Genomic DNA, 23,033 nt, shown 5'->3' with positions numbered 1-23,033 from the left:
CGGGCAACCGATGGAATCATGGAACGCAATCAACGTACGGACGTGCTTGCACTCCCGAAAGGCAAATCCGGGTCCGTACCTTTCCCGTCCGAACATTACCCGTCCACGATCGAGGCCATGGGTTCACGGCTCTTTTTTTTCTGGTGTGCCATCTGGGCGTCACTCATGACGGTCGTGTCGGCCGTCGGCTCCATAACGCACCAGGCTTTGTCCAAGAACAAAGGCGTGTTTCGTCTTTGGTCCCGGTTCTGGAGTCGCTCCATGTTTGTCGGAATGGGTATCCGCGTCCATTCCGAGGTTCGGTCCGCCCTGGATCCGGACCGGGCCTATGTCTTTGTTTGCAATCACCAGGTAGCCATCGACATCCCTGTGGTGAGCCTGGCCATTCCATGCCCCTTCGGATGGGTGGCCAAGGCTGAGCTGGCCCGGACCCCGTTCCTGGGGCCTGCGGTCCGGGCATCCCCATCCGTCTTCATCGATCGGTCCCATCCCAAGAAATCCATCGAAAGCATGCGACTTGCGGGGCAGCGGATCCGTAATGGACTGTCCGTGATCATTTTTCCCGAAGGCGCACGATCCCATGGACCGGAGCTGGCCGCGTTCAAACGGGGTGCCTTCCAATTGGCGGTCGAAGCTGGCGTCCCCATTGTTCCGGTCACCATCCTGAATGCCTGGCAGGTATTCAACGAAAAAACCCGGTCGGCCAGGCCCGGAAGGGTCCACGTGGTGGTCGGAGAGCCCATTTTCCTGGATGATTCAGGAAGGAAGCAACTGGAAGCCCTGTCTTCAAGGGTCCGGGCCGCCATGCAGCACGAACTGGAGGTGTGGAACCGCGCGCACCCGTCCCGTAGTTTGACGGGATCTGATCAGCAACCGGCCCGTCCATGACCCCATCCCATCCATCCCTGCTGGAGAAGCCCTGGCGTCGCCATGGCGCGTCGCTGGTGTTCCTGTTCGTCGTTGCCCTCCTGTTTTTCGCGCCCATCCATTTCAGCGGCAAGAGTCTGATTGCGGGCGATACCGTGAACTGGCGTGGAATGGCCCAGTCCATGATCGAATACGAGCAGGAGACCGGAGACGCCGCGCTGTGGGCCGGACGAGCGTTCTCCGGCATGCCGGGATACATGATCTCCCCGGAGTTGAGCGTACCGCAGGTGGACGACCTGCTGCGCTGGCTGCGATCCTGGTTGTGGCCGACCTCCCATATGTTCCTGCTTCTGGCCGGCGCGTATTGGCTGGGTTGGTACCTGACGCGGACGTCTGTGGCTGGACTGCTCACGTCCGTGGCCTACGGGTTCACCACGTACATCCCGGTCATCCTTATGGCAGGGCATAACAGCAAGTTCATTGCCCTGGCCTGGTTGCCCTGGATGTTGTTGGCTTTCGTGCATGTCATGCGGCGTCCGGGTCTTCTGGCCGCACTGTTGTTTGCCGTCAGCGTGGCCGTCAATCTCCGCGCCGGTCACGTGCAGATCACCTATTACGGCGTGATCGGCGCCCTGGTGTGGTGGGCTTTCGGCATGGCCGGCACCCTGCGGACGGATGGTTTGCGCAAGGCGTTGGCCGTGACGGGGTGGCTGGCCCTCGGGTCGTTGCTCGGACTGGCCATGGTTGCTGAGCCGTATCTGGCCCATGCTGAATTTGCGGCCCATACCATTCGCGGCACGGCTTCGGGCGGAGCACCGGGGGGAATGGGCTGGGACTATGCGATGGAGTGGAGCCAAGGGGTGGGCGAGTTGATCACCCTGCTCATTGCCGATGCCTATGGCGGCGGCGGGGGCACGTATTGGGGCGCGAAGATTTGGACGGCTGGTCCACACTATTTCGGGAGCATTGTCCTGGTTCTGGCCTTCGTGGCATTCCTTTTCCACCGGACGCGGGATGTCACGGCCTTCCTGACTGCCGCCCTCATCATGACGCTGTTTGCGCTGGGCGAAAATCTGGCACTGCTCAACCGGCCGATGTATGCGTGGTTTCCACTGTTCTCGTCGTTCCGCGTCCCGGAAACCTGGCTGAGTGTCGTGGCCCTCTTTGTGGCGATGGCCGGGGGCGTGGGACTGGCAGGCATCATGTCGTCGCGTGTCGAATGGGACAAACCATGGCGTCACCCCGCTCTCCGTGTGGCCGGCGGCGCCCTGGCTCTCGTGTTGGTGCTGACCGTATTCAGCGATGTATTCTTCCGGTTCGAACGACCCAATGAATCGGGTGTCATCCTTTCCCAGATCCAATCGCAGTATCCGCAGGTCACGGGCAGCGAGCCGCAGGTGGCGCAAGTCATCAACCAGGAAATCGCGAAACGGAAGGAGGCCCGGATGGAGGCCTTCTCTACGGATGCCCGACGGACGCTGATCGTCCTGGCCCTCTTCGCCATCGCCCTCTTCCTCGTCCTGCGAAAGACCATTCCGCCGTGGGCATTCGCCCTGACGGCCGTTTTGCTGGCCACGTTTGATCTGACGGGTGTCGGGCGTCGGTACATCAACGAAGAGGTCCTGACCAACAGCCGGGACGTGGAGGCAGCGGTGGCCACCTATCCGTTCGACGAATGGCTCAACGGACAGCGCCAGGCCCAGGGCGGGTACGGACACTTCCGCGTCCTGTCCCTGGAATTCGGTCAGGATCCGAGTGTGAACGGGCGTCCGTCGTTCCACCATGAGTCCCTGGGCGGGTATACCGGCGCCAAACTCCGCAATTACCAGGACTTTCTGGACCATGTCCTGTTCACGTCCGGACGCCGTGGCATCAACGCCCGGGCCCTGGACATGATGAACGTCCGCTACCTGGTGGCAGAGCGTGGCCTTCCGGGGTGGTCGCTGGCCTTCCAGGACGACGCGACCGGCATGTCGGTTTTTGAATCCCCATCGCCCGGGCAGCGCGCCTGGTTCGTGGATTCAACGCGTACAGAGGCCCGTCCCGAGGCCATCTGGTCCACGCTCCAGTCCCCCGATTTCAACCCGCGCACGGAGGCAATCGTAGCGACGGACCTTTCCCGGTTGGATGGCCCCGCCGGCACCGCCACCGCGACGCTGGCTTCGTGGGTTCAGGGACAGGAAATGTCCTTCGGTCTGGCAACGGATAGACCGCGATTGCTGGTCGTCAGTGAAGTGTACTATCCGGACGGGTGGACCGCCCGGCTGGACGGCCAGCCGGTGCCCATCGTCCAGGTCAACGGACTGCTTCGGGGCATAGAGGTCCCGGCCGGGAGCCACGAACTGACCATGCAATTCGAACCGGCCTCGTTCACACGCGGGCGATGGATTACGGCATTGTCCGTGATGTTGACGTATGGTCTGCTGCTGGTTCTCGGATTCGTGGCCGTCCGACGCAGAAAGCCATGACCCCCCGGCGCAGGGTGCTGCTCATTACCTACTATTGGCCGCCGTCGGGAGGATCCGGTGTCCAGCGCACGCTGAAATTCGTCAAGTACCTCCGGGAATTCGATTGGGAGCCTGTGGTATTGACCGTCCACCCGGATCATGCTGCCTGGCCGGATCGGGACGAGGAACTCCTGGCCGACGTTCCGGCCGGAGTGAAAGTGATCCAGACCCGTTCATGGGATCCGTATGCCGCGTATGCCCACCTGAAAGGCGCGACCAAGGCCAATGCTGTCGGGGTCGGATTCCTGGGCGATGCGGAGCGTCCGGACAGACGCGAGCGTTTCGCCCGGTGGGTCCGGGCCAATGTATTCCTGCCCGATGCGCGGGTAGGCTGGGTGCCCTTTGCCCGCCGGGAGTCCGCCCGGTTGCTGGCGTCCGAGCCAGTGGATGCCGTATTCACGTCCGGTCCGCCTCAGTCGGCCCATCTGGTCGGGGCCTGGCTGCAAAAGCGTACGGGTACGCCGTGGGTGGCCGATCTCCGGGATGCGTGGCCGGACGTCGCCTATGGCCACCTGATGCCGACCGGCAGCCTGGCGGCACGATTCGACCGGGCCGTACGACAACGCACACTGGAACGGGCGTCGGCCCTTGTGACGGTTTCGGATGAGGTGGCCCGGTACATGGAGCAGGAAACCGGTTTGCCGTTCCGGACCTTGTCCAATGGCTTCGATCCGGACGACATCGAGCAGGCCGAACCGAAATCGTTGCCAGGATTCACGGTGGTCCACGTCGGCAACCTGTCCCCCGCCCGCAATCCGGCACCCCTCTGGGATGTGCTCACGGAGCGTCCATGGCCGGACGTCCGCGTCGTGCTGGTAGGGAACGTGGACGGCAGCATCCGTCGGCACGTGGCCAGTGGCCCGCTCGCCGACGTAGTCACGGAGCATCCGTACGTGCCCCATTCCGAGGCCCTTGGGCACATGAAAGGGGCCTCCCTGTTGCTCTTGCCCATCAATCGGGTGACGGACGGCGCCGGTATCGTCACCGGCAAGATCTACGAATACGTAGCCAGTGGCCGCCCGGTCCTGGCCTTCGGCGTCCCCGGAGGAGAGGCGGACCGGATCCTTCGGGAAAGTGGGGCCGGCCGGGTGTTCGCCTATGACGATCGGGATGGCATCCGGTCGGAGCTGGAGCGCCACGTAACGGCCTGGCGTGAAGGCAAACCGCTGGTCGGCGCCGCGTCGGACGCCGCCCGCCCCTGGTCCCGCCGAGAACAGACCGGTCGACTGGCCGGCATCCTGAACGAAATCGCCGGCAAGAGCCGGCCGAACTGAACCTCCCAAGGCACATGCACCTCTGTTCCATCGTGGGCGCCCGTCCGCAATTCGTCAAAGCCGCCGTCGTCAGCCATGCGCTGTCCGAAGTCGGTATCCGGGAGTCCCTCATCCACACCGGGCAGCACTATGACGGGGACATGAGCGCCGTGTTCTTTGACGAACTCGGCATCCCTGCCCCAGAGCGGAACCTGGGCATCGGCTCCGGTTCGCACGCCGATCAGACCGGCCGGATGATGGTGGCGCTGGAGCAGGCGTTCGAGGCGTTGCAACCGGATCGCGTGCTGGTCTACGGCGATACGAATTCAACACTGGCAGCGGCGCTGGTCGCGGCAAAGATGCACATTCCGCTGGATCATGTGGAAGCCGGTCTGCGCTCCTTCAACCGGCTCATGCCGGAGGAAATCAATCGCATTGTTACCGATCGGCTGAGCGACCTGCTGTTCTGCCCAACCGCAACAGCGGTGGCCCACCTGGCGGCCGAGGGGCGGACGGAGGGCGTGCATTTGACGGGCGACGTCATGCTGGACGCCACCCTCCATTTCTCGGAGCGTGCCGCGGCGCGGCATCCGCTGTCGTCCCTCACTGACGTCCCGGCCAAGGGGTATTCCATAGCGACCATCCATCGCGCGGAGAACACCGACCACCCCGAACGCCTGCGGGCCATTGTCCGGGCGCTGGGGCAGTTGGGTGAACCGGTGTTGTTGCCGCTCCATCCCCGGACGCGGGGGCGGCTCGAGGGCCTGGACATGCCGCCGTCCATCCGCCTGCTCACGCCCGTACCCTATCTCTCCATGTTGACCCTGGTGCGCAACGCACGTCGGGCTTTCACGGACTCCGGCGGCCTTCAGAAAGAAGCCGTCTGGCTCGGGACGCCGTGCATTACGCTGCGGGACGAGACGGAGTGGACAGAGACCACGGCCGGCGGGTGGAATCGCATTGCGGGCGCCGATGAGCAGGCCATCCTGGATGCAGCCCGGGCCGAGCCCACGTCGACGGCACCGATTTTCGGAACGGGCGCCCTGGGTGACAGCGCCAGCCAGGCAATTGCCGGGCTCCTCCTGCAGACCGGCACATGACCCGTCGTACGCCGCATATCCTCATGCTCCTGGATCAGGACTTCCCACCCGATCTGCGGGTGGAGAATGAAGCCCGGACGCTGGCTGCGGCCGGATATGAGGTTACCGTCCTGTCCATGGCCCCCGATACCCGGCCGGCGGAGGACACCCTCGGTCCGGTCCGGATCGTACGCGCGCGCATCCCCGGGCAACTGCGCAACAAGATGCGTGGACTCGCCGGCACTGTCCCGTTGTTGCACCTGTTCGTCCACTTGCAGGTGAAGCGCATCCACCGTAACCATCCCGTCACGGTGCTCCATGCCCACGACCTGTACCTGTTCGGGCCGGCGCTCTGGAGCGGCCGTCGCCTGGGCCTGAAGGTGGTCGGCGACATGCACGAGAACTGGGTGGATGCCCTGCGTTCCTATGCGTGGAGCACGCGGGCACCCGGCAAGTGGGTGGTCCGGCCCGGGCGGTGGCAGGTGCTCGAAGACCGGTGGTCACGCGCCGTGGATCACCTGGTGGTCGTCATCGAGGAGATGGCAGAGCGCCTGCAGGACCGCGGCGTTCCGGCCGACCACATGACCGTGGTGCCGAACACGATCCGGCTCGACTCATTCGATTCCTGGCCTGTGGGACCCGTTCCGGATATCCAGGGCGCTGGCCCGGTCATGCTCTATACGGGAGGAATGGATCGGCATCGGGGCCTGGAAGAGGTGATCGATGCGATGCCGCAGGTGCTGGCGGCCGTCCCGGATGCGCGACTGGTCCTGGTGGGGGACGGCGCGACCCGTCTGGAACTCGCCGACCGATGCGCTGCGCTGGGGTTGGGCGACGCCGTGCTTTTTCCCGGTTGGCAGCCACAGGAGCGGGTGAAATCCTACATGGCGGTCGCAGACATCGGACTCATTCCGCATGTGCGGAGTGTTCATACGGACCATACCATACCCCATAAGTTGTTCCACTACATGCACATGCGGCTTCCGGTCGTGGCGTCCGATTGCCGTCCGCTCGTTCGTATCCTGGAGGATTCAGGGGCCGGTGTGACCTATACGTCCGGGCAGTCGACCGAACTGGCGGATCGGTTGGTGTCGCTGTTGCGGGATCCCGGTCAGCGCCACAGGATGGGCGAGAGCGGTCATTCGGCCGTGCACGCACGGTGGAACTGGGATGCGACATCACAGGACCTCGTCGCTGCCTATGGGCGGTTGGCACCCCTGACCCTTTGACGCCACCCCTTTGACAAAGGCTGGGAACGCATCTATATTGGCGCGACCCATCCTTACAACCCATACGCGCAATGTCAGAAGATTACGGAATTGCCCTCGGAATGATTGAGACGCGGGGCCTCGTCGGTGCCATCGAGGCGGCCGATGCAATGGTCAAGGCAGCGCGGGTCAATCTGGTCGGAAAAGAGAAGATCGGCGGCGGATATGTGACCGTCATGGTTCGTGGGGACGTGGGTGCCGTAAAGGCCGCCACCGATGCCGGAGCGGCCGCTGCCGAGCGGGTGGGCGAGTTGATTTCGGTACACGTCATTCCGCGTCCGCACAACGATGTGGAAGCCATCCTTCCGCACGGTCTGGATTCCTGACGTGTCGGTCGGCGCTGCGCTCGGATTCGTGGAGACCCGTGGGCTCGTAGCAGCCTACGAGGCCGCCGATGCCATGCTCAAGGCGGCAAGCGTCGAGCTGGTCGGTATGGAGCGGACGGAAGCGGCGATGATTACGGTGCTGGTCGAAGGAGATACCGCAGCAGTCCAGTCTGCCGTCGATGCCGGTCGGGCCGCAGCCGCGCGGGTGGGTGAAGTCATTTCCAGCCATGTGATTGCGCGTCCGGCGCGTGAGACCATGGAGATGCAGACGGGAACGCGTACGCCGGACCTTGAAGACATGACCGTCCGGGAATTGCGTGCGCTGGCCCGGACCGTGGAAAACCTGCCCATACAGGGACGGGAGATCGCGCGCGCCAACAAGGCGGAACTGCTGAAGGCACTTGGATCCCGGGCAGGTTAGAGGGCTTTAAATCTGTGGAATCCCCATTTTCGGCATTGACCGACCGGTTGCGCTCGTTGTTCGAGCCGCAGCCGTCCGCGCGCCTGAACGACTCGGGTCCGCAGCGACGGGGACTGGTCATTACGCTCTGCATTCTGGCAGCGTGCCTGCTCTGGTTCGTCTTCTCGCTCCAGGAAACCTATATGCAGGTCCTGGAATTGCCCACGGAAATCCAGGCTGTGCCCGACGGGACGGCGTTGACCTCGCTGCCGCCGTCCACGGTCCGGGTCCAGGTAGAGGGGGAAGGGGTTCAGTTGCTGAGCCTGTATTACAATCGACCCACCATTCCGATTGCGGTGACGGGTGATCTCATAGATCTCCAACCGGCGGCTCAGGAAGCGGTCAAGAGTGTGGCGCTGCAGTCCGTCATGCCGAGAACGGTCATGCTGACCACCGAACCCGTCGAATGGCGGCGCGTGCCGGTCGAACCGCGTGTGGAATTGCAGTTGCAGCCCGGCTATCGGGTCATTCCTCCTGTGCGGGTCCGGCCGGACTCGATTACGGTTTCCGGGGCCTCTTCCATCGTCCGTGGCATCCGGTCCTGGCCGACCGCCCGCCGGACCATCGGGGGTGTTTCCGATACCGTGAACGTCCAACTGGCCCTGACGGACAGTCTGAAGGGGTTGTTGGCATTCGATGCGTCGTACATCCGGTATGCCGCGGATGTGTTGGAATTCACGGAGGCCACCAGGATGGTGGATGTACGGGTGACCGATATCCCCCCGGGTCAGGATGTGTCCCTCGATCCGTCCCGTGTACGGCTCACGTACCAGATTCCCGTTGAGCAATTCGATCAGGCCCTGGAAACGACCGATCTGTATCTGAGCGTCCCGTATGTATCCGTCCGTACGGATGTGACGGGATTGGTTTTCCCGACCTTGCACACCCCGCCCGGGCTGTTGGTCGTGCAGCCCCGCTGGGAACCGTTGGGACTTCGCTACTACGATGTCCAGGTGAATGACTGATGGCTGAGTTCGTGGAGACGCCCCACGGCCTGTTCACGGCTGACGGAATCTGGTTCCACACCACGGTGGATGGACTCCGGGATTTTGCGCCCGATGTAGTCGAACGGACCGGCGTTGACCGGTTGGTATCGGAGGCATCGGCATGGACGCGGTTCCCTGCCCATGCGGCGGTTTGGGTGTTGCTGGTATCGCTCGTGGTCTCCTCACCCCTCCAGGCCGCGCTGGCCGCGCTGGCGACCCATGTTTTCCTGTCCATCTGGGGGCCGCTCCTGGTGCGGCCGGGCGGCGCCCGCCTGGTCCGCTGGTCGGGATCGCCCTTGCTCCAGGGGTTGGCCTACGTTGGGGTGCTCAGCGCACTCGCCCCGGGCGGGCGCCTCGGCGCCGTGGGCGCCGGTCTGGCAGGGTTCATCCTGCTCCGGTGGGGCCTGGTGGACCGGCTGGTGCGCCCCCTCGTCCGGGTTGCGCCCGGCATGGCACGAACCCTGCCAGCGCCCGACCGCACCCTGCGCAACCTGATTATCCGGTACGCCATGAAGATGGGCCGGAATACGGGTGAAGTGGACAAGATGGAGCGCCGTATGCTGGAGATCTGGAATTACCGCAAGAACGCCGGGACGGGCGGCGGGAAAACGTCATGATCATGGCCGGATGCCCGGATATGAATGCCCGGATGAATCGAATACGGGGATGAATCGAATGTCCGGATGACCCGTATATTGCCGCCGAACACAGCCCGTCAGCCCGCTATCCAGTCCCCACCTACAGACACACATCGAACGGCCGAGCGCCTGAGGAGCGGAGTGGAGCGTCAACTCGCGGCATGGGAGCCCGGCGAGCGCCGACTCGTGCGCGTTGAGGTTCCGGTCCAGGCCCGATGCCCGTTCGCATGGATGGGTCGCCAATCCGGCGAACGGATGTATTGGCGCGGCCGGCATGCGGACTCCCGCGTGGCCACAGCCGGGGCTGCCGTCATCATGGAAGGTACCCAGTCACCGGATTGGCGGGCCCTGGGGGCACGACTGGATGACATCCTGCAGCGCCCAGGAGCCGGATTGCGGTTCTACGGGGGCAGCCGGTTCGACTCCGAGCGGCATGCCGACAAGGATTGGTTCGGTTTTCCGGCGTATCGCTTCGTGCTGCCCCGGTTCGAACTGCATCAACGCAGTTCCGGAACGGTGCTTTGCTGCAACCTCGTGTTGCCGGAAGATGCCGACCGGTTGTCGGATATCCTGGATGAGATCAACCGGATGACCGTGCCGGACGCATCCTGGCCAAGCGAAGTCCCCATGCCCACGGAACGGAAGGACAATCCTCCGTTCGACGGCTGGCGCACACAAATCCGATGGGCGCTCGATGCCTTCTCACGGGATGTGCTCCAGAAGGTGGTCCTCGCCCGCCGGGTGGACTTCACCTTTCCCGAAAAGCCCGATGCGCTTGCCCTGCTGAACGTCCTGCAGCAGGCCACACCGAACTGTTTCCACTTCCTGTTCGAATCGGAGACGGGCGCCCGCTTCGTGGGCGCGACGCCCGAGCGGTTGTTCTTCCGGCGGGGCAGGGAAGTGTTCTCGGAGGCCGTGGCCGGAACGCGTCCGCGGGGAGAGACCTCCCAGGATGACGAGGCGTATCTGGCATCGCTGTTTGCCAGCGAGAAGGATCAACGCGAGCATGCCTATGTCCGGGAGAGCATCCGACAGACCTTGCGCCGGTTCTGTGATGCCGTAACGGTGGACGAGGTCGCATCGGAAATGAAACTGGCCGGCGGGCGTCATCTGTACTCCCGGCTTTCAGGGACCTTGCATCAAACGGTTTCGGATTTCGATCTGTTGGGCGCGTTGCATCCGACGCCCGCGGTGGGCGGTGCACCTACGGCAGATGCCCTGGACGTGATTGACCTGCTGGAGGATTTCGATCGCGGTTGGTATGCGGGTCCCATTGGATGGGTGGGGCGGGATTCGGCCGAATTCGCCGTGGCGTTGCGATGCGGCGTGGTGCAGGATTCAGGGCTGACCCTGTATTCAGGGGCTGGAATCGTGGCTGGATCGGAACCCGGGGCCGAGTGGCTTGAGATCGAACAGAAAATCACCGACTTCACCCGCATTCTGGGCCTTGCCGTACGAAACCCCACATAATCCGCCGGCGCCGGGACCGGATGCTGCTTCCGTGCCGGACGCCACGGCCCGAGCGGCCGAATTGTGGGCGTTCCTGATCGTGGAAGAATTGGTTCGGCACGGCGTCAGCCACTTCTTCGCGGCCCCGGGATCCCGCTCCACACCGCTCATCCTGGCCGCTGCGCGGAACCCGAAAGCCGTACTGCACATGCATGTGGATGAACGGGGAACGGCCTTCCAGGCCCTCGGGTACGGGCGGATGGCAGGTCGGGCCGCTGCCTGGGTAACCACGTCCGGGACGGCACTGGCCAACGGCTACCCCGCCGTCGTGGAAGCCGCACTGGAGCAGGTGCCCATGATTTTGTTGACCGCCGATCGCCCGCCTGAACTCCGGGATGCCGGCGCCAACCAGACCATCCGCCAGACGGGAATATTCAGTCCCCACGTGGCGTGGGAGACCGATCTTCCGGTTCCCACGGCAGACATCAATCCTGCCTTCGTGCTGACGACGGTGTCGCACGCGGTATGGCGCTCGGCCGAGGGGCCCGTCCACGTGAACGCCATGTTCCGGGAGCCGCTCCACATTGCGTCTGCAGCAGGCCAGCCCCACCCGCCCATTCCGACCCACCTGAACGCGTGGTGGGAATCCGGAGCACCCTACACGCGACAATTGTCCGGCTCCGGCTCTGGCCCAGTTACCGGCGTGATCTCCGACGCCGAACGAACGCTTGCGGAGCTCATTGCCGCCGCCAGACGCCCCCTGGTCGTGCTTGGCCGCATGCCCGTCCGCCCGTTCACGGAATGGAGCGCGGCGTGGGCTTCCGGGAACGTACCTGTATTGCCGGATGTCGCCTCCCAGTTCCGACATCCCGGCCCGGGGGACGCCGACGGGGCGCGTCCGTTCATCACGCACTACGATGCCCTGCTCCGGGATCGGGAGCGGTGGCCTCAGTTGGCGCCGGATCTGGTCATCCAGGTCGGCCGGCCCCCGGTCTCCAAGCGCCTGAAATCCTTCCTCAAGGACGCCCAAGCCGTCACGGTCGTGCTGGACGACAGCCGAGGGCGACTCGATCCCGACCATCAAACCCGATACCGGATCCACATTCGCCCCGGCGACGCCCTGGACCTCCTGGGCCAACTGCTCCCGTACACGAAGGCCCCGGCGGACTGGTCCCAGACCTGGGTCCGCTTGGACGAGGTGGCCGCGGACTGGATGTCCCGGTCGCTCGGACATCCGGACACACTCTCGGAACAGGCTGTCGTGCGGGAGGCCGTGCGACGGTTTCCACCCGACACGCCACTCATCCTGGCGAGCAGCAATACCATCCGGCACGCCGACACGTTCTCGGACGGATCCGTACCGCGCCGGTGGGTGGTGTGCAATCGCGGCGCATCGGGCATAGACGGGACCATTGCGACCGCGGCCGGTGCAGCGGTCGCATCGCACACGCGTGCATCGGTCATCCTGGGAGACCTGGCCCTCCTGCACGACCTGAATTCGTTGGCCCTGGCCGACAACCTCACCATCCTGGTCGTCAACAACGACGGCGGGGGCATTTTCTCCTTGCTGCCGATTGCCCGGGAGGAAGATGTCTTCGAACCCTGGTTCGGGACGCCGCACGGACGGACCTTCCGCGCCGCAGCCGACCTTTTCGATCTTGCCTGGTACAACCCGAAAACGATGCCTGAACTCATCCAAGCGCTGGAACACGCGCGAACGGCATCGAAAGGTGTCCTGATTGAAGTCACGACCGACCGGACGGAAACGGCCCGGGCCCAGAGCGACGCGTTGGCAGGCCTCCAGGCGAGCCTCCGGGCGGAGATCCCTCTGCCATGAGTCACCTTGCCGTCCATCGAACGCTGCCGCCCGACCCCGGAACGCCCCCCGCCACCGGCCCCATTGTATGGCTGCACGGCTTCATGGGTTCGGGTCGGGATCTCGGGACCGTTGCGGAACGCCTGGCCGAGCGCACCGGTCGAACCGTCCTGTGTCCGGACCTGCCCGGTCATGCCGAATCGCGACAGGTCTGGCCCGAGTCGCTGGAACGCGCGGCCGACGCCGTGCTTGAATCCGTGGAAGGTACCCCGTTCGATCTGGTGGGGTACTCCCTGGGTGGACGCGTGGCACTCGCGTTGACCGCCCGGCATCCGGAAGCCGTAGGACACCTCATCCTGGAGTCCGCCCACCCGGGCATTCCGGACATCCGCCGCCGCGCCCATCGCCTGGCGGCCGACCGGAAGGCCTCCCGCGTATTGGCGTCGTGCCATACCACGACCGCGTTCCGGGCCTTCCTGGAATCGTGGTACCGGAGCGACGTCTTCGCACCCGATGGCGATCCGCCCCTCGACACCGAACAGCGCATTGCCGCCCGGCTGGATCAGGACCCGGCCATGCTGGCCCGGGCCATGATGGCGTTTTCCACGGGCATACAGCCGGATTGGTCGACCCTGGCCCTGGAGCGGGTCACCGGATACATCTGCGGTGCCCGGGATCGAAAATATGTGGAAATCGCCCACGAAGTGTTCCGCGGCGAGGAGCGGGAGCGGGTCATGGTCGTTGACGACGCGGGCCACACGGTCCACCGCGATGCGCCCGAAGCGTATCTTGACACTGTCTGTTCCTTGCTTCAACAAGCCCATTCGAATACTCCATGTCCGCAGTGAATTGGCAATCCGCCGGCAGCTATACCGATATCCGTTTCGAGAAGGCCGAGGGGATGGCCAAGATCACCATCAACCGGCCCCACGTCCGGAACGCCTTCCGCCCCCAGACCGTCTCGGAAATGCGGCAGGCCCTGCAGGATGCCCGCGATGACCACCGCATTGGCGTCATCATCCTGACCGGTGAAGGCCCCGACGCCTTCTGTTCGGGCGGCGACCAGAAAATCCGCGGCGATTCGGGCTATGTGGAAGAGGGGACCGGGGTCATGCGCCTGAATGTGCTCGACTTCCAGCGCGAAATCCGGACGTGCCCTAAACCCGTCATCGCCATGGTGGCCGGCTGGGCCGTAGGCGGTGGTCACGTGCTGCATGTCATGTGCGACCTCACGATCGCCGCTGAGAACGCCAAATTCATGCAAACGGGCCCGCGTGTGGGTTCGTTCGACGGGGGATACGGGGCGAGCTATCTGGCCCGCATCGTGGGGCAGAAGAAGGCCCGCGAAATCTGGTTCCTGTGTCGCCCGTACGATGCGCAACAGGCGCTCCAGATGGGCCTTGTGAACACGGTCGTGCCCCTCGACAAGCTGGAGGAGGAGACCGTCACGTGGTGCCGCGAAATCCTGGCCAACAGCCAGATGGCCATCCGGTGCCTGAAGGCCGGTCTGAACGCCGATTGTGACGGCCAGGCAGGCTTGCAGGAACTGGCCGGGAACGCCACGCTGCTGTTCTACCAGACCGAGGAAGGCCAGGAAGGACGCAACGCGTTCAACGAGAAACGTCCACCGGATTTCGGAAAATTCCCGTACCGGCCGTGAACCCGGCCGGTGTCCCCACACTGGCCCACTGGTTGGAGGCGGCCCGGCCGAAAACCCTTCCGGCGGCCGCCGCTCCGGTGGTCCTCGGCGTCGCCATTGCCGTCCATGCGGAGCTGTTCCACGCCCTTGCGGCCACGCTGGCCCTGCTGGCCGCGCTCTGCATCCAGATTGCCACGAATTTCCACAACGACGTCGCCGACTTCGAGAAAGGCGCGGACGGTGAGGACCGCCTGGGGCCGCGTCGCCTGGTCGCCTCCGGATTGATTGCCCCCCGGGCCATGCGGACGGCCACGTACGTCACGTTCGGCTTCGCGGTGGCTGCGGGAATGTACCTGATGATCCGCGGCGGGTGGCCCATCGTGGCCATCGGGACCGCATCGGTCCTTTCCGGACTCGCTTACACCGGCGGACGATACTCCCTGGCCTGGCTCGGCGTGGCCGATGCGTTCGTGTTCGTGTTCTTCGGCCCGATTGCCGTGGCCGGCACCGTGTACGTCCAGGGCTTGACGTGGCTTCCCGAAGCCGTATGGGCCGGCCTGGGTCCCGGCGCGTTGTCGGTCGCCATCCTGCTGGTCAACAACCTGCGTGATCGGGAACAGGACCGGGCCGCCGGAAAACGGACGCTGGTGGTCCGCATGGGGCGGCAGCGCAGCCAGCACCTGTATGCCGCATTGCTGCTGCTCGCGCTGGCCGTACCGGTGGGGTTGTGGCTCGCGGCACTGGCGCCCACGGCCGTGCTGCCCACGCTGCTGGCGGGGATTCCAATGGTTTCCACATGGCGGGCCGTCCGCTCGGTCCCGGACCACGCGCTGGCCCAAATGAACCCGCTTTTGGGCCAGACGGCGCGCAACCTGTTCCTGTACTGCGGCCTGTTTTCGCTGGGGTGGTTGATGTGACGTACCGCGTCCACGCGTTCCGGTACGAATTGCCGTTCCGCGAGCCGGTGCGGACGGGTCGGCATACCGTGGCCACCCGCCAGGGAATCCTGCTCTCTGCAGATACCCCCCACGGCCCGGTATGGAGCGAGGCCGCCCCGCTGGACGGATATGGGGTCGATACCCTGGATGATGCGCTCCGCGCGCTGCCTGCGGCCTTGGATGCGCTCCAGGGCAGCCTTCCCGACCTGCTGGACCCCGCCATCTGCCGGACGCTGGACCTGCCCCCGTCGCTGGCCTGGGCCGCGGACCTTCTGGCCCTGAAAGTCCAGGCGCGGGACGCCGGCGTGCCGCTCGTCGTCCACCTCGGCGGTGAGGCGACCGCCACGGTCCGGACCGCGACGCTGAGTGCCCTGGTGTCCGACCCCACGGGTTCTTCTGCTTCCGATCCGGACGCAATTCCCGGTTTGGCCAAACTGAAAGTGGGATCCGGCACCATCGACGAGGATCTGGACCGGATCCGGACCTTCGCCCGGTCGAATCCGGATGCACGCTTTCGGCTCGACGCGAATGGTGCATGGACGCTGGCCCGGGCCCAACGCTTCCTGGAGGGACTGTCCGCCATTCCTGGCCGGATCGACTTCCTGGAGGAGCCGCTGGCCGACGACGCCGACTGGGACGCCCTGGCCGACATTGCCGACGACCTCGGCATCCCGCTGGCCGCGGACGAGTCACTCCGGGATCCAGACGCGTCGGTACGCCACGCGCCCCGGGCCCGGTTGCGGGCGAACGTGCAAGTCTTCAAACCTTCCCTGCATGGATCCTGGGCCCGATTGACAGAAGATGTCCGGCACGCCAGGTCGACCGGAAAGCGGGTGGTATTCTCGTCCGCGTTCGAGAGCGGCATCGGGATGGCCGATCTCGTGCACGTGGCCGCCGCGCTGTCGGACGAACCGGCCGGATTCGGCACCCACGCATGGTTGGCCCGCGACCTGGTTCCGGGGCCGGCCTGTAAGCGGTTGCGGGAGACGGTCCTTTCCGTGGCCGGAATATCTGCCTTTGAATCCCCCGTATCCGTGTGCCCGGTCCATACGGCTGCCCGACGCCATCCGCAGGGGACCGCGGTCCGGACGGAGGAGGGCACGACCGTGACGTGGGCCGAGCTCGACGCCCGGATAGAGCAGGCCTGCCGGCATCCGGCGTTCCGCCCGGACGTCCGCATGGACGTCCGGGCGGAACGGACGCCCGAATTCCTGGTCGTGCTGTTCGCAGCCATGCGGCGCGGCTGTATTCTGCATCCGGCCGATCCAAGGGCATCGGGCAAGGTGTTGGATGCCGGTGCGCTGGCGGGGAGCCCCGTTGAGGGGGGCATCCTGGGCACGGTAACCACCATCGGCCCCGAGGGTCACGTGCTCATGGGGACGTCGGGATCCACCGGTGCCCCCCATTTCGTGGATCACGCCTGGGGTGCCTTTCGGCAGAGTGCCCGTGCCGTGAACCACCGGGTGGCATTCGGGCCAGGCCATACATGGGCCTGGACCCTGCAGCCCCATCATGTGGGCGGCCTCGCGATTCCCGTCCGATGCGCCGAGGCCGGGGCCACCCTGTGCATTCCGGTACCGGACGCCCCGGTGGTCTGCGATCATGTGACCCACCTGTCGCTGGTGGAGGTGCAGTTGGCCCGGTTGGTCGCGGCGCATCGGCGGGCGCCGGAAGGAATGAAATCGATCATGGTAGGCGGTGGCGCGCTCGCGACGCATCTCCTGGAAGAAGCCGTCCGCATGGGGTTTCCCGTCCGGACCACCTACGGCATGACGGAGACCGCATCGACCGTGACCTGTTCGGACATCTGGACGACGACCGAGGTTGAAGCCCTGCGCTCCGGACCCGACGGACAACCGTCCCGGGTGCATGCCGGGACGCCCCTGGACGGATACGACGTGCGCGTGGATGCGGGCGGTGGAGACGGGCGTATTTTCGTGAAAACGCCGTTCGCGGACTGGATCCGGACGTCAGACAAGGGCGAAACGGGGCCTGGTGGCCGCCTGGTGGTCACGGGACGATTGGACCGGACGCTGATATCGGGTGGGGAGAACGTGTCGCTGGCGGCCATTGAGGCGGCCCTGGAGCACCTGCCGGACGTGCACCGGGCGCGGGTGGTCGGCGTCCCGGACCCTACGTGGGGCGAGCGACCCGTGGCGTTCGTGGTGTCCACGGCATTCGATGAAGCGGGACTCCGGAATGCCCTCACCGCCGAGCTCCCCGCATTCATGGTGCCTGACCGGATCTTTCCGGAACCCCCTCCACCGGAAGGCCAGGCGAAATGGACGCTTGCCGGCTTGACCGCGTTGGCCGTAACACTCGGGCGCACGCATCCGTAGGAGGGGGGCACGAACCAATCGGACCCCGGCCATGCGCGACAACCAGAAAATCTTCCTCGTCATCGCCATCGTGGCCTTGTTCATGGCCCTCAGCGACGGGTTGCTTTCGTTCTCATTGTTCGGTCTGGGTTCCGTCATGACGTGGGGGCTCATTGGCGTCGGAATCTGGCTGGCCATCGGCAAGGGCTGCTGCACGGGTAAGAATTAGGCCCTGGGAATCCTGACAGCCGGGCGTTCCGCGTCGCCGTATCTTCCGGGCATGGAACTGTACTACCAGGAAACCGGCTCAGGCCCCTCTCCCCTCATCATCCTGCACGGCCTGTTCGGCGCCAGCGGAAATTGGCGCACCCTGTCGCGCAATACCTTCGGGACCGTACATCGCACGTTGGCCGTGGACCTAAGGAACCACGGCCGAAGTCCGCATTCCGACGAAATGACCTACGAGGCCATGGCGGCGGACGTCGTCGAACTCATGGACCGGCTGGACATCTCCAAGGCTCACGTACTGGGGCATTCCATGGGGGGCAAGGTGGCCATGGAACTGGCGCTTTCCCACGCCGATCGGGTGGACCGTCTGGTAGTGGCCGACATTGCCCCGAAGACCTATCCACCGGCCCACGATACCATCCTCGAGGCGCTCTCGAGTGTGGATCCGTCCGCCCATCAGGACCGCGACGCCATCGACGCCGCGCTCGGCGAATGGATTCCCGATGCGGCCATCCGGCAATTCCTCATGAAGAACCTGGATCGCGATGGCCAGGCCTACCGGTGGAAAATGAACCTGCCCGTCATCCGCGCGGCCTACGACCATCTGCGTGGCGGATCGATGTCCTTCCAGCCCTTTGACGGCCCGACGCTGTTCATCGCCGGTGGTCGGTCGTCCTACATCTCACGGGAGGACCTTCCGGCCATCCATCGCCTGTTTCCGCACGCCGAACTGGAGGTCCTGCCAGACGCCGGACACTGGTTGCACGCCGAGGAGCCGGAGGCCTTCGGGGAACTTGTCATGGCCTTTCTGGAAACCTGACCCGGCCGGAGCGTACCATCGTGCCGACCAGAATGTCGACTGACCTTCCGAACACCCTGCCCGCCTGACATCCCACCATGTCCGATCGTACCGCCCTGCTCCGCGACGCCCTGAAGAAGCACATTCTTGTCCTGGACGGGGCCATGGGGACCCTCATCCAACAGGAGAAGCCCACTGAGGCCGATTTCCGGGGGGTACACCTGAAGGACCACGACCAGGCTCTGAGTGGCAACAACGACCTGTTGTCCTGGACGTGCCCGGATCTCATCCAGGGCCTGCACGAACGGTATCTGGAGGCGGGATCGGACATCATTGAGACGAACACGTTCTCCGCGAATGCCATTTCCCAGGCCGATTACGGTCTGCAGGCCCACGCCCGCACCATCAACGAGCACGCCGCACGCGTCGCCCGGCGGGCCGCCGAAAATTGGTCCACGGACCGCCCCCGCTTCGTGGCCGGGGCCATCGGGCCCACCAATGTGTCCCTGTCGTTGTCTCCGGACGTGTCCGATCCCGGATTCCGGGCGAAGACCTTTGACCAGGTGGCTGCCGCCTATGCGGACCAGATCGAGGGCCTCATGGACGGCGGAGTGGATATGCTGCTGGTCGAGACCGTCTTCGATACCCTGAACGCAAAGGCCGCCATTTTCGCCATCCGCCAGGTGTTCGAGCGGCGCGGCACCCGGCTTCCGGTCATGATTTCCGGGACCATCGTGGACCAGAGCGGGCGCACCCTCTCCGGTCAATCCACCGAGGCCTTCTGGATTTCCATTGCCCACACGCCCGAATTGCTCTCGGTCGGCCTGAACTGTGCCCTCGGATCGGCCCAGATGCGGCCCTACATCGAGACGCTGTCGCGGATAGCGCCCGTGCATACCAGTCTGTACCCGAATGCGGGTCTCCCGAATGCGTTCGGGGAGTACGACGAGTCGCCGGCGTTCATGGCCGAGCAGGTCCGTCAATATGCCGATGCCGGATTCCTGAACATCGTGGGGGGATGCTGCGGCACGACGCCGGACCACATCCGGGCCATGGCCGAGGTCGCGCATGCCTCCACACCGCGCTCCATACCGGAGCCGCACCGGACGCTCCGGCTTTCCGGTCTCGAGCCGCTGGAATTCCGCAAGGACCTGAATTTCGTGAACATCGGTGAACGCACGAACGTGACCGGTTCGCGCCGCTTCGCGAAACTCATCCTGGAGGGCAACTACGAGGAGGCCGTATCGGTCGCCATGCAGCAGGTGGAAGCCGGCGCGCAGATGATAGACGTGAACATGGATGAGGGGATGCTGGATGGCGTCGCCGCCATGACCACGTTCCTGAACCTGATTGCCGCCGAGCCCGACATTTCCCGGGTGCCTGTGGTCATCGATTCGTCGAAATGGAGTGTGATCGAGGCCGGCTTGAAATGCGTCCAAGGGAAGAGCGTCGTGAACTCCATAAGCATGAAGGAGGGGGAGGATGCCTTCCGTGAGCAGGCCCGTCTGGCCCGAGCCTACGGGGCAGCCGTCATCGTCATGGCGTTCGACGAGGACGGCCAGGCCGATACCGTGGAGCGGCGTACGTCCATCTGCCGGCGGGCCTATGACATCCTGACCAAAGAGGTCGGATTCCCGCCCGAAGACATCATTTTCGATCCCAATATCTTTGCGATTGCCACGGGAATCGAGGAGCACCGACGCTACTCCATCGACTTCCTGGAGACCGTCAGGTGGATAAAGGCCGAACTGCCCGGCACCCGGGTGTCCGGGGGCGTATCGAACCTGTCCTTTTCCTTCCGTGGCAACGATCGCGTCCGCGAGGCCATGCATACGGCGTTCCTGTACCATGCGGTCCAGGCCGGCATGGACATGGGCATCGTGAATGCGGGCCAGGTGGATGTGTATGAGGAAATCGACCCCGAACTGCTGCAGATGGTCGAAGACGTTCTTTTCGACCGCCGCGAGGATGCCACGGAGCGGTTGGTCGAACTCGCCGATCGGGTGGTCCAGAAAGGGCCGCAGGACGATACCCGCGCGCTGGAATGGCGCGATCAGCCGGTGTCGAAACGGCTGGAGCACGCGCTCGTCAAGGGCCTCGTGGAGTGGGTGGAGGACGATACCGAGGAAGCCCGACAGGAATTGGGTTCGGCGCTGCAGGTCATTGAGGGGCCGCTCATGGCCGGGATGGGTCGCGTGGGTGATCTGTTCGGCGCAGGAAAGATGTTCCTGCCCCAGGTGGTCAAGAGCGCCCGTGTCATGAAGAAGGCTGTGGCCTACCTCATCCCGTACATCGAAGCCGAGAACGAGAAGGCCGGCACGTCCGGACGGCGTCCGCGGGTGCTGCTGGCCACCGTCAAAGGGGACGTGCACGATATCGGCAAGAACATCGTGGGCGTCGTCCTCGGGTGCAACAATTACGAAGTGATTGACCTCGGCGTCATGGTGCCCACGGATCGGATCCTGGACGCGGCCGTGGAGCACGAAGTGGACCTCGTCGGCCTCAGTGGCCTGATTACCCCGTCCCTCGACGAAATGGTGACCGTGGCCACCGAAATGCAACGGCGTGGCATGACGCTGCCGCTGCTCATTGGCGGGGCCACCACCTCCGAAATGCATACGGCCGTCCGCATAGAACCCGCCTACAGGGCGCCCGTCATCCACGTGCTCGATGCATCCCGCAGCGTGACCGTGGCCGGTCAACTGCTGGGCGAAGCGACCAAGTCGGCATTCGTCGGGGAAGCCCGGGAGAAATACGCCATGCTGCGCCAGCGGCACGCCGATCGGCGTCGGAACACGAACTGGCTGTCGCTGGCCCGTGCGCGCGCGAATCCGTGGGCACTCGCGTTCGATGCCACGACCAACCCCGTGCCCCGGAAGCTGGGCATTTTCGAACCGGAAGGGGTCACCGTACAGACCCTCCGGTCCTACATCGACTGGACGCCGTTCTTCCAGGCGTGGGAAATGAGGGGCAAGTACCCCGCCATCCTGGACCATCCCGAGAAGGGGGGCGAGGCGCGCAAGCTCATGGCCGATGCGAATGGCCTGTTGGATGACCTGGAATCCGACTCGGATCGTCTGCTGTCGGCGGTCTTCGGGATTTTCGAGGCCCACCGGGATGGAGATGACATTGTTGTCGTCGGGCCGGATGGCCGGGAGACCCGGCTCCATACGCTGCGCCAGCAATCGGAAAAGGCCGACGGCAAACCGAACCGGGCGCTGTCCGATCTGGTGGCGCCGGAGAGTGGATACATCGGGTTGTTCGCCGTCACCGCGGGTCACGGAGTGGACGAGCGGGTGGCGGCGTTCCAGGCGGACCACGACGACTATCACGTCATCCTGCTGAAGGCCATTGCCGACCGGTTGGCGGAGGCGTATGCCGAATACCTCCATGAGCACGTCCGGCGTGACGTTTGGGGCTATGAAACGGGGCCCCGGCTGGCGAATGACGACCTCATCCGTGAACAATACGCCGGCATCCGGCCGGCGCCCGGTTACCCGGCGCAACCGGATCATACCGAGAAGCCCATCATCTGGCAGATCATGGATGTCGAACGCCGGACGGGCATCACCTTGACCGAGCACCTGGCCATGCATCCCGCATCGTCCGTGTGTGGCATCTACTTCGCCCATCCCGAGGCCGCCTATTTCAACGTGGGTGAAGTGTCCCGCGATCAAGTGGAGGATTATGCGGCCCGTAAACAGATGCCCGTGGAGGACGTGGAACGGTGGTTGTCCAGTCGACTGAACTACACCCCGTGAAGGCGACGTGCGCATGACGTAACGCCGTGGTATCTTTGGAAGCAAACTCCCTGTCCTCGGGCCATCGCCCGCACGAACCTGTATCCGACCCATGATTACCGCTCTTCGACTCCAATCGTCCCGCGTCTCGACCGTCGACCTGCTCCGTGCCGATTCCGCTTCGGTTACGGCCCAGATGGCGGGCATTGTGGGGTTCGCCCTGCTCGCTGCGCTCGGCGCCCAGTTCCGCCTGTACCTGTGGGAGGTGCCGTTTACGTTGCAAACCCTGGCCGTGTATGGCAGCGGTCTGTTTCTGGGTTGGCGTAACGGACTGTTCGCCATGGGCTTGTATCTGCTGCTCGGAATGGTCCTGCCGGTCTACGCCGGGGAGGGATATGGTCCGGCCTATCTCATGACGGCCGTATCGGCCGGATATCTGTTGGCCTACCCGTTGTCCGCCGCAGCGGCCGGATTCCTGTCCAAGCGCTGGAATTCACTCACCGGCAGCATGGTGTCGCTCATGGTCGCATCGCTCATCCTGTTCACCGTGGGTGTGACCTGGTTGCATTTCGCGGCCGGCCATGCCACGTGGCTCGAGTCACTGGACAAGGGATGGCTCCGCTTCATCCCGGTGGATCTGGCCAAGATCCTGTTCGTGGGCCTGGTGTACTCGGGCGTTCGTCGACTGGGTGACCGCCGCGCGTAATTTCCTGCGCCTGACG

The 23,033-nt window shown here is 64.8% G+C and carries 19 protein-coding genes; all 19 read left to right on the top strand.

Annotated elements, in window-relative coordinates; all coding sequences use genetic code 11:
• Window positions 1–18: 18 nt before the first annotated feature.
• The 19 genes from RIE53_00505 (at window position 19) to RIE53_00415 (ending at window position 23,017) form a co-directional block, all read left to right on the top strand.
• Window positions 19–888, top strand: coding sequence for a lysophospholipid acyltransferase family protein (locus RIE53_00505; protein MEQ9103154.1), 870 nt, complete (start codon window positions 19–21; stop codon window positions 886–888).
• A complete protein-coding gene (locus RIE53_00500; GenBank protein ID MEQ9103153.1) occupies window positions 885–3,335 on the top strand; it encodes a hypothetical protein in 2,451 nt (816 codons plus the stop codon). Before RIE53_00505 ends, RIE53_00500 begins: the two co-directional genes overlap by 4 nt.
• The gene (locus RIE53_00495; GenBank protein MEQ9103152.1) at window positions 3,332–4,648 is read left to right on the top strand and encodes a glycosyltransferase family 4 protein; all 1,317 of its coding nucleotides are present in this window, start codon (window positions 3,332–3,334) and stop codon (window positions 4,646–4,648) included. Before RIE53_00500 ends, RIE53_00495 begins: the two co-directional genes overlap by 4 nt.
• A 14-nt stretch (window positions 4,649–4,662) precedes the next feature.
• Complete coding sequence (wecB, locus tag RIE53_00490) at window positions 4,663–5,727, top strand: UDP-N-acetylglucosamine 2-epimerase (non-hydrolyzing) (GenBank protein MEQ9103151.1); 1,065 nt, start codon at window positions 4,663–4,665, stop codon at window positions 5,725–5,727.
• Window positions 5,724–6,935 carry a glycosyltransferase family 4 protein gene (locus RIE53_00485; GenBank protein MEQ9103150.1) on the top strand — a complete coding sequence of 404 codons (1,212 nt, stop codon included), beginning with the start codon at window positions 5,724–5,726 and terminating at the stop codon, window positions 6,933–6,935. Before wecB ends, RIE53_00485 begins: the two co-directional genes overlap by 4 nt.
• Before the next feature lie 71 nt (window positions 6,936–7,006).
• The gene (eutM, locus tag RIE53_00480; GenBank protein MEQ9103149.1) at window positions 7,007–7,300 is read left to right on the top strand and encodes an ethanolamine utilization microcompartment protein EutM; all 294 of its coding nucleotides are present in this window, start codon (window positions 7,007–7,009) and stop codon (window positions 7,298–7,300) included.
• Entirely contained in the window at window positions 7,263–7,721 is a 459-nt protein-coding gene (locus RIE53_00475; protein ID MEQ9103148.1) for a BMC domain-containing protein, read from the top strand. Before eutM ends, RIE53_00475 begins: the two co-directional genes overlap by 38 nt.
• A gap of 14 nt (window positions 7,722–7,735) precedes the next feature.
• A complete protein-coding gene (locus tag RIE53_00470) occupies window positions 7,736–8,725 on the top strand; it encodes a CdaR family protein (GenBank protein ID MEQ9103147.1) in 990 nt (329 codons plus the stop codon).
• Complete coding sequence (locus RIE53_00465) at window positions 8,725–9,363, top strand: hypothetical protein (GenBank protein ID MEQ9103146.1); 639 nt, start codon at window positions 8,725–8,727, stop codon at window positions 9,361–9,363. Before RIE53_00470 ends, RIE53_00465 begins: the two co-directional genes overlap by 1 nt.
• Window positions 9,364–9,429: 66 nt before the next feature.
• A complete protein-coding gene (locus tag RIE53_00460; GenBank protein ID MEQ9103145.1) occupies window positions 9,430–10,854 on the top strand; it encodes an isochorismate synthase in 1,425 nt (474 codons plus the stop codon).
• A gap of 31 nt (window positions 10,855–10,885) precedes the next feature.
• Window positions 10,886–12,670, top strand: a complete 1,785-nt coding sequence (gene menD, locus RIE53_00455) for a 2-succinyl-5-enolpyruvyl-6-hydroxy-3-cyclohexene-1-carboxylic-acid synthase (protein MEQ9103144.1) — start codon at window positions 10,886–10,888, stop codon at window positions 12,668–12,670.
• Window positions 12,667–13,497 (top strand): alpha/beta fold hydrolase, encoded by an 831-nt coding sequence (locus tag RIE53_00450; GenBank protein MEQ9103143.1) that lies wholly within the window; start codon window positions 12,667–12,669, stop codon window positions 13,495–13,497. The genes menD and RIE53_00450 overlap by 4 nt, the downstream gene beginning before the upstream one ends.
• Window positions 13,485–14,309 (top strand): 1,4-dihydroxy-2-naphthoyl-CoA synthase, encoded by an 825-nt coding sequence (gene menB / locus RIE53_00445; GenBank protein ID MEQ9103142.1) that lies wholly within the window; start codon window positions 13,485–13,487, stop codon window positions 14,307–14,309. Before RIE53_00450 ends, menB begins: the two co-directional genes overlap by 13 nt.
• Complete coding sequence (locus RIE53_00440) at window positions 14,306–15,205, top strand: 1,4-dihydroxy-2-naphthoate polyprenyltransferase (GenBank protein ID MEQ9103141.1); 900 nt, start codon at window positions 14,306–14,308, stop codon at window positions 15,203–15,205. The genes menB and RIE53_00440 overlap by 4 nt, the downstream gene beginning before the upstream one ends.
• Window positions 15,202–17,565, top strand: a complete 2,364-nt coding sequence (gene menC, locus RIE53_00435; protein ID MEQ9103140.1) for an o-succinylbenzoate synthase — start codon at window positions 15,202–15,204, stop codon at window positions 17,563–17,565. Before RIE53_00440 ends, menC begins: the two co-directional genes overlap by 4 nt.
• Window positions 17,566–17,596: 31 nt before the next feature.
• Window positions 17,597–17,773 (top strand): hypothetical protein, encoded by a 177-nt coding sequence (locus tag RIE53_00430; protein MEQ9103139.1) that lies wholly within the window; start codon window positions 17,597–17,599, stop codon window positions 17,771–17,773.
• Window positions 17,774–17,824: 51 nt separating this feature from the next.
• Complete coding sequence (locus RIE53_00425) at window positions 17,825–18,592, top strand: alpha/beta fold hydrolase (GenBank protein ID MEQ9103138.1); 768 nt, start codon at window positions 17,825–17,827, stop codon at window positions 18,590–18,592.
• Window positions 18,593–18,669: 77 nt separating this feature from the next.
• Window positions 18,670–22,332 carry a methionine synthase gene (gene metH, locus RIE53_00420; protein ID MEQ9103137.1) on the top strand — a complete coding sequence of 1,221 codons (3,663 nt, stop codon included), beginning with the start codon at window positions 18,670–18,672 and terminating at the stop codon, window positions 22,330–22,332.
• 91 nt (window positions 22,333–22,423) lie between these two features.
• The gene (locus tag RIE53_00415) at window positions 22,424–23,017 is read left to right on the top strand and encodes a biotin transporter BioY (protein ID MEQ9103136.1); all 594 of its coding nucleotides are present in this window, start codon (window positions 22,424–22,426) and stop codon (window positions 23,015–23,017) included.
• Window positions 23,018–23,033: the final 16 nt, after the last annotated feature.

Source organism: Rhodothermales bacterium (genome assembly GCA_040221055.1).
GTDB lineage: Bacteria > Bacteroidota > Rhodothermia > Rhodothermales > UBA10348 > 1-14-0-65-60-17.
This window is presented reverse-complemented; position numbering and strand designations above follow the sequence as displayed.

Excerpts from the sequence above, each read along its gene's own strand:
- RIE53_00505 (MEQ9103154.1), top strand. The coding sequence starts at position 19 with ATGGAACGCAATCAACGTACGGACGTGCTTGCACTCCCGAAAGGCAAA.
- RIE53_00500 (MEQ9103153.1), top strand. The coding sequence starts at position 885 with ATGACCCCATCCCATCCATCCCTGCTGGAGAAGCCCTGGCGTCGCCAT.
- RIE53_00495 (MEQ9103152.1), top strand. The coding sequence starts at position 3,332 with ATGACCCCCCGGCGCAGGGTGCTGCTCATTACCTACTATTGGCCGCCG.
- wecB (MEQ9103151.1), top strand. The coding sequence starts at position 4,663 with ATGCACCTCTGTTCCATCGTGGGCGCCCGTCCGCAATTCGTCAAAGCC.
- RIE53_00485 (MEQ9103150.1), top strand. The coding sequence starts at position 5,724 with ATGACCCGTCGTACGCCGCATATCCTCATGCTCCTGGATCAGGACTTC.
- eutM (MEQ9103149.1), top strand. The coding sequence starts at position 7,007 with ATGTCAGAAGATTACGGAATTGCCCTCGGAATGATTGAGACGCGGGGC.
- RIE53_00475 (MEQ9103148.1), top strand. The coding sequence starts at position 7,263 with ATGTGGAAGCCATCCTTCCGCACGGTCTGGATTCCTGACGTGTCGGTC.
- RIE53_00465 (MEQ9103146.1), top strand. The coding sequence starts at position 8,725 with ATGGCTGAGTTCGTGGAGACGCCCCACGGCCTGTTCACGGCTGACGGA.
- RIE53_00460 (MEQ9103145.1), top strand. The coding sequence starts at position 9,430 with ATGACCCGTATATTGCCGCCGAACACAGCCCGTCAGCCCGCTATCCAG.
- RIE53_00450 (MEQ9103143.1), top strand. The coding sequence starts at position 12,667 with ATGAGTCACCTTGCCGTCCATCGAACGCTGCCGCCCGACCCCGGAACG.
- menB (MEQ9103142.1), top strand. The coding sequence starts at position 13,485 with ATGTCCGCAGTGAATTGGCAATCCGCCGGCAGCTATACCGATATCCGT.
- RIE53_00430 (MEQ9103139.1), top strand. The coding sequence starts at position 17,597 with ATGCGCGACAACCAGAAAATCTTCCTCGTCATCGCCATCGTGGCCTTG.
- RIE53_00425 (MEQ9103138.1), top strand. The coding sequence starts at position 17,825 with ATGGAACTGTACTACCAGGAAACCGGCTCAGGCCCCTCTCCCCTCATC.
- metH (MEQ9103137.1), top strand. The coding sequence starts at position 18,670 with ATGTCCGATCGTACCGCCCTGCTCCGCGACGCCCTGAAGAAGCACATT.
- RIE53_00415 (MEQ9103136.1), top strand. The coding sequence starts at position 22,424 with ATGATTACCGCTCTTCGACTCCAATCGTCCCGCGTCTCGACCGTCGAC.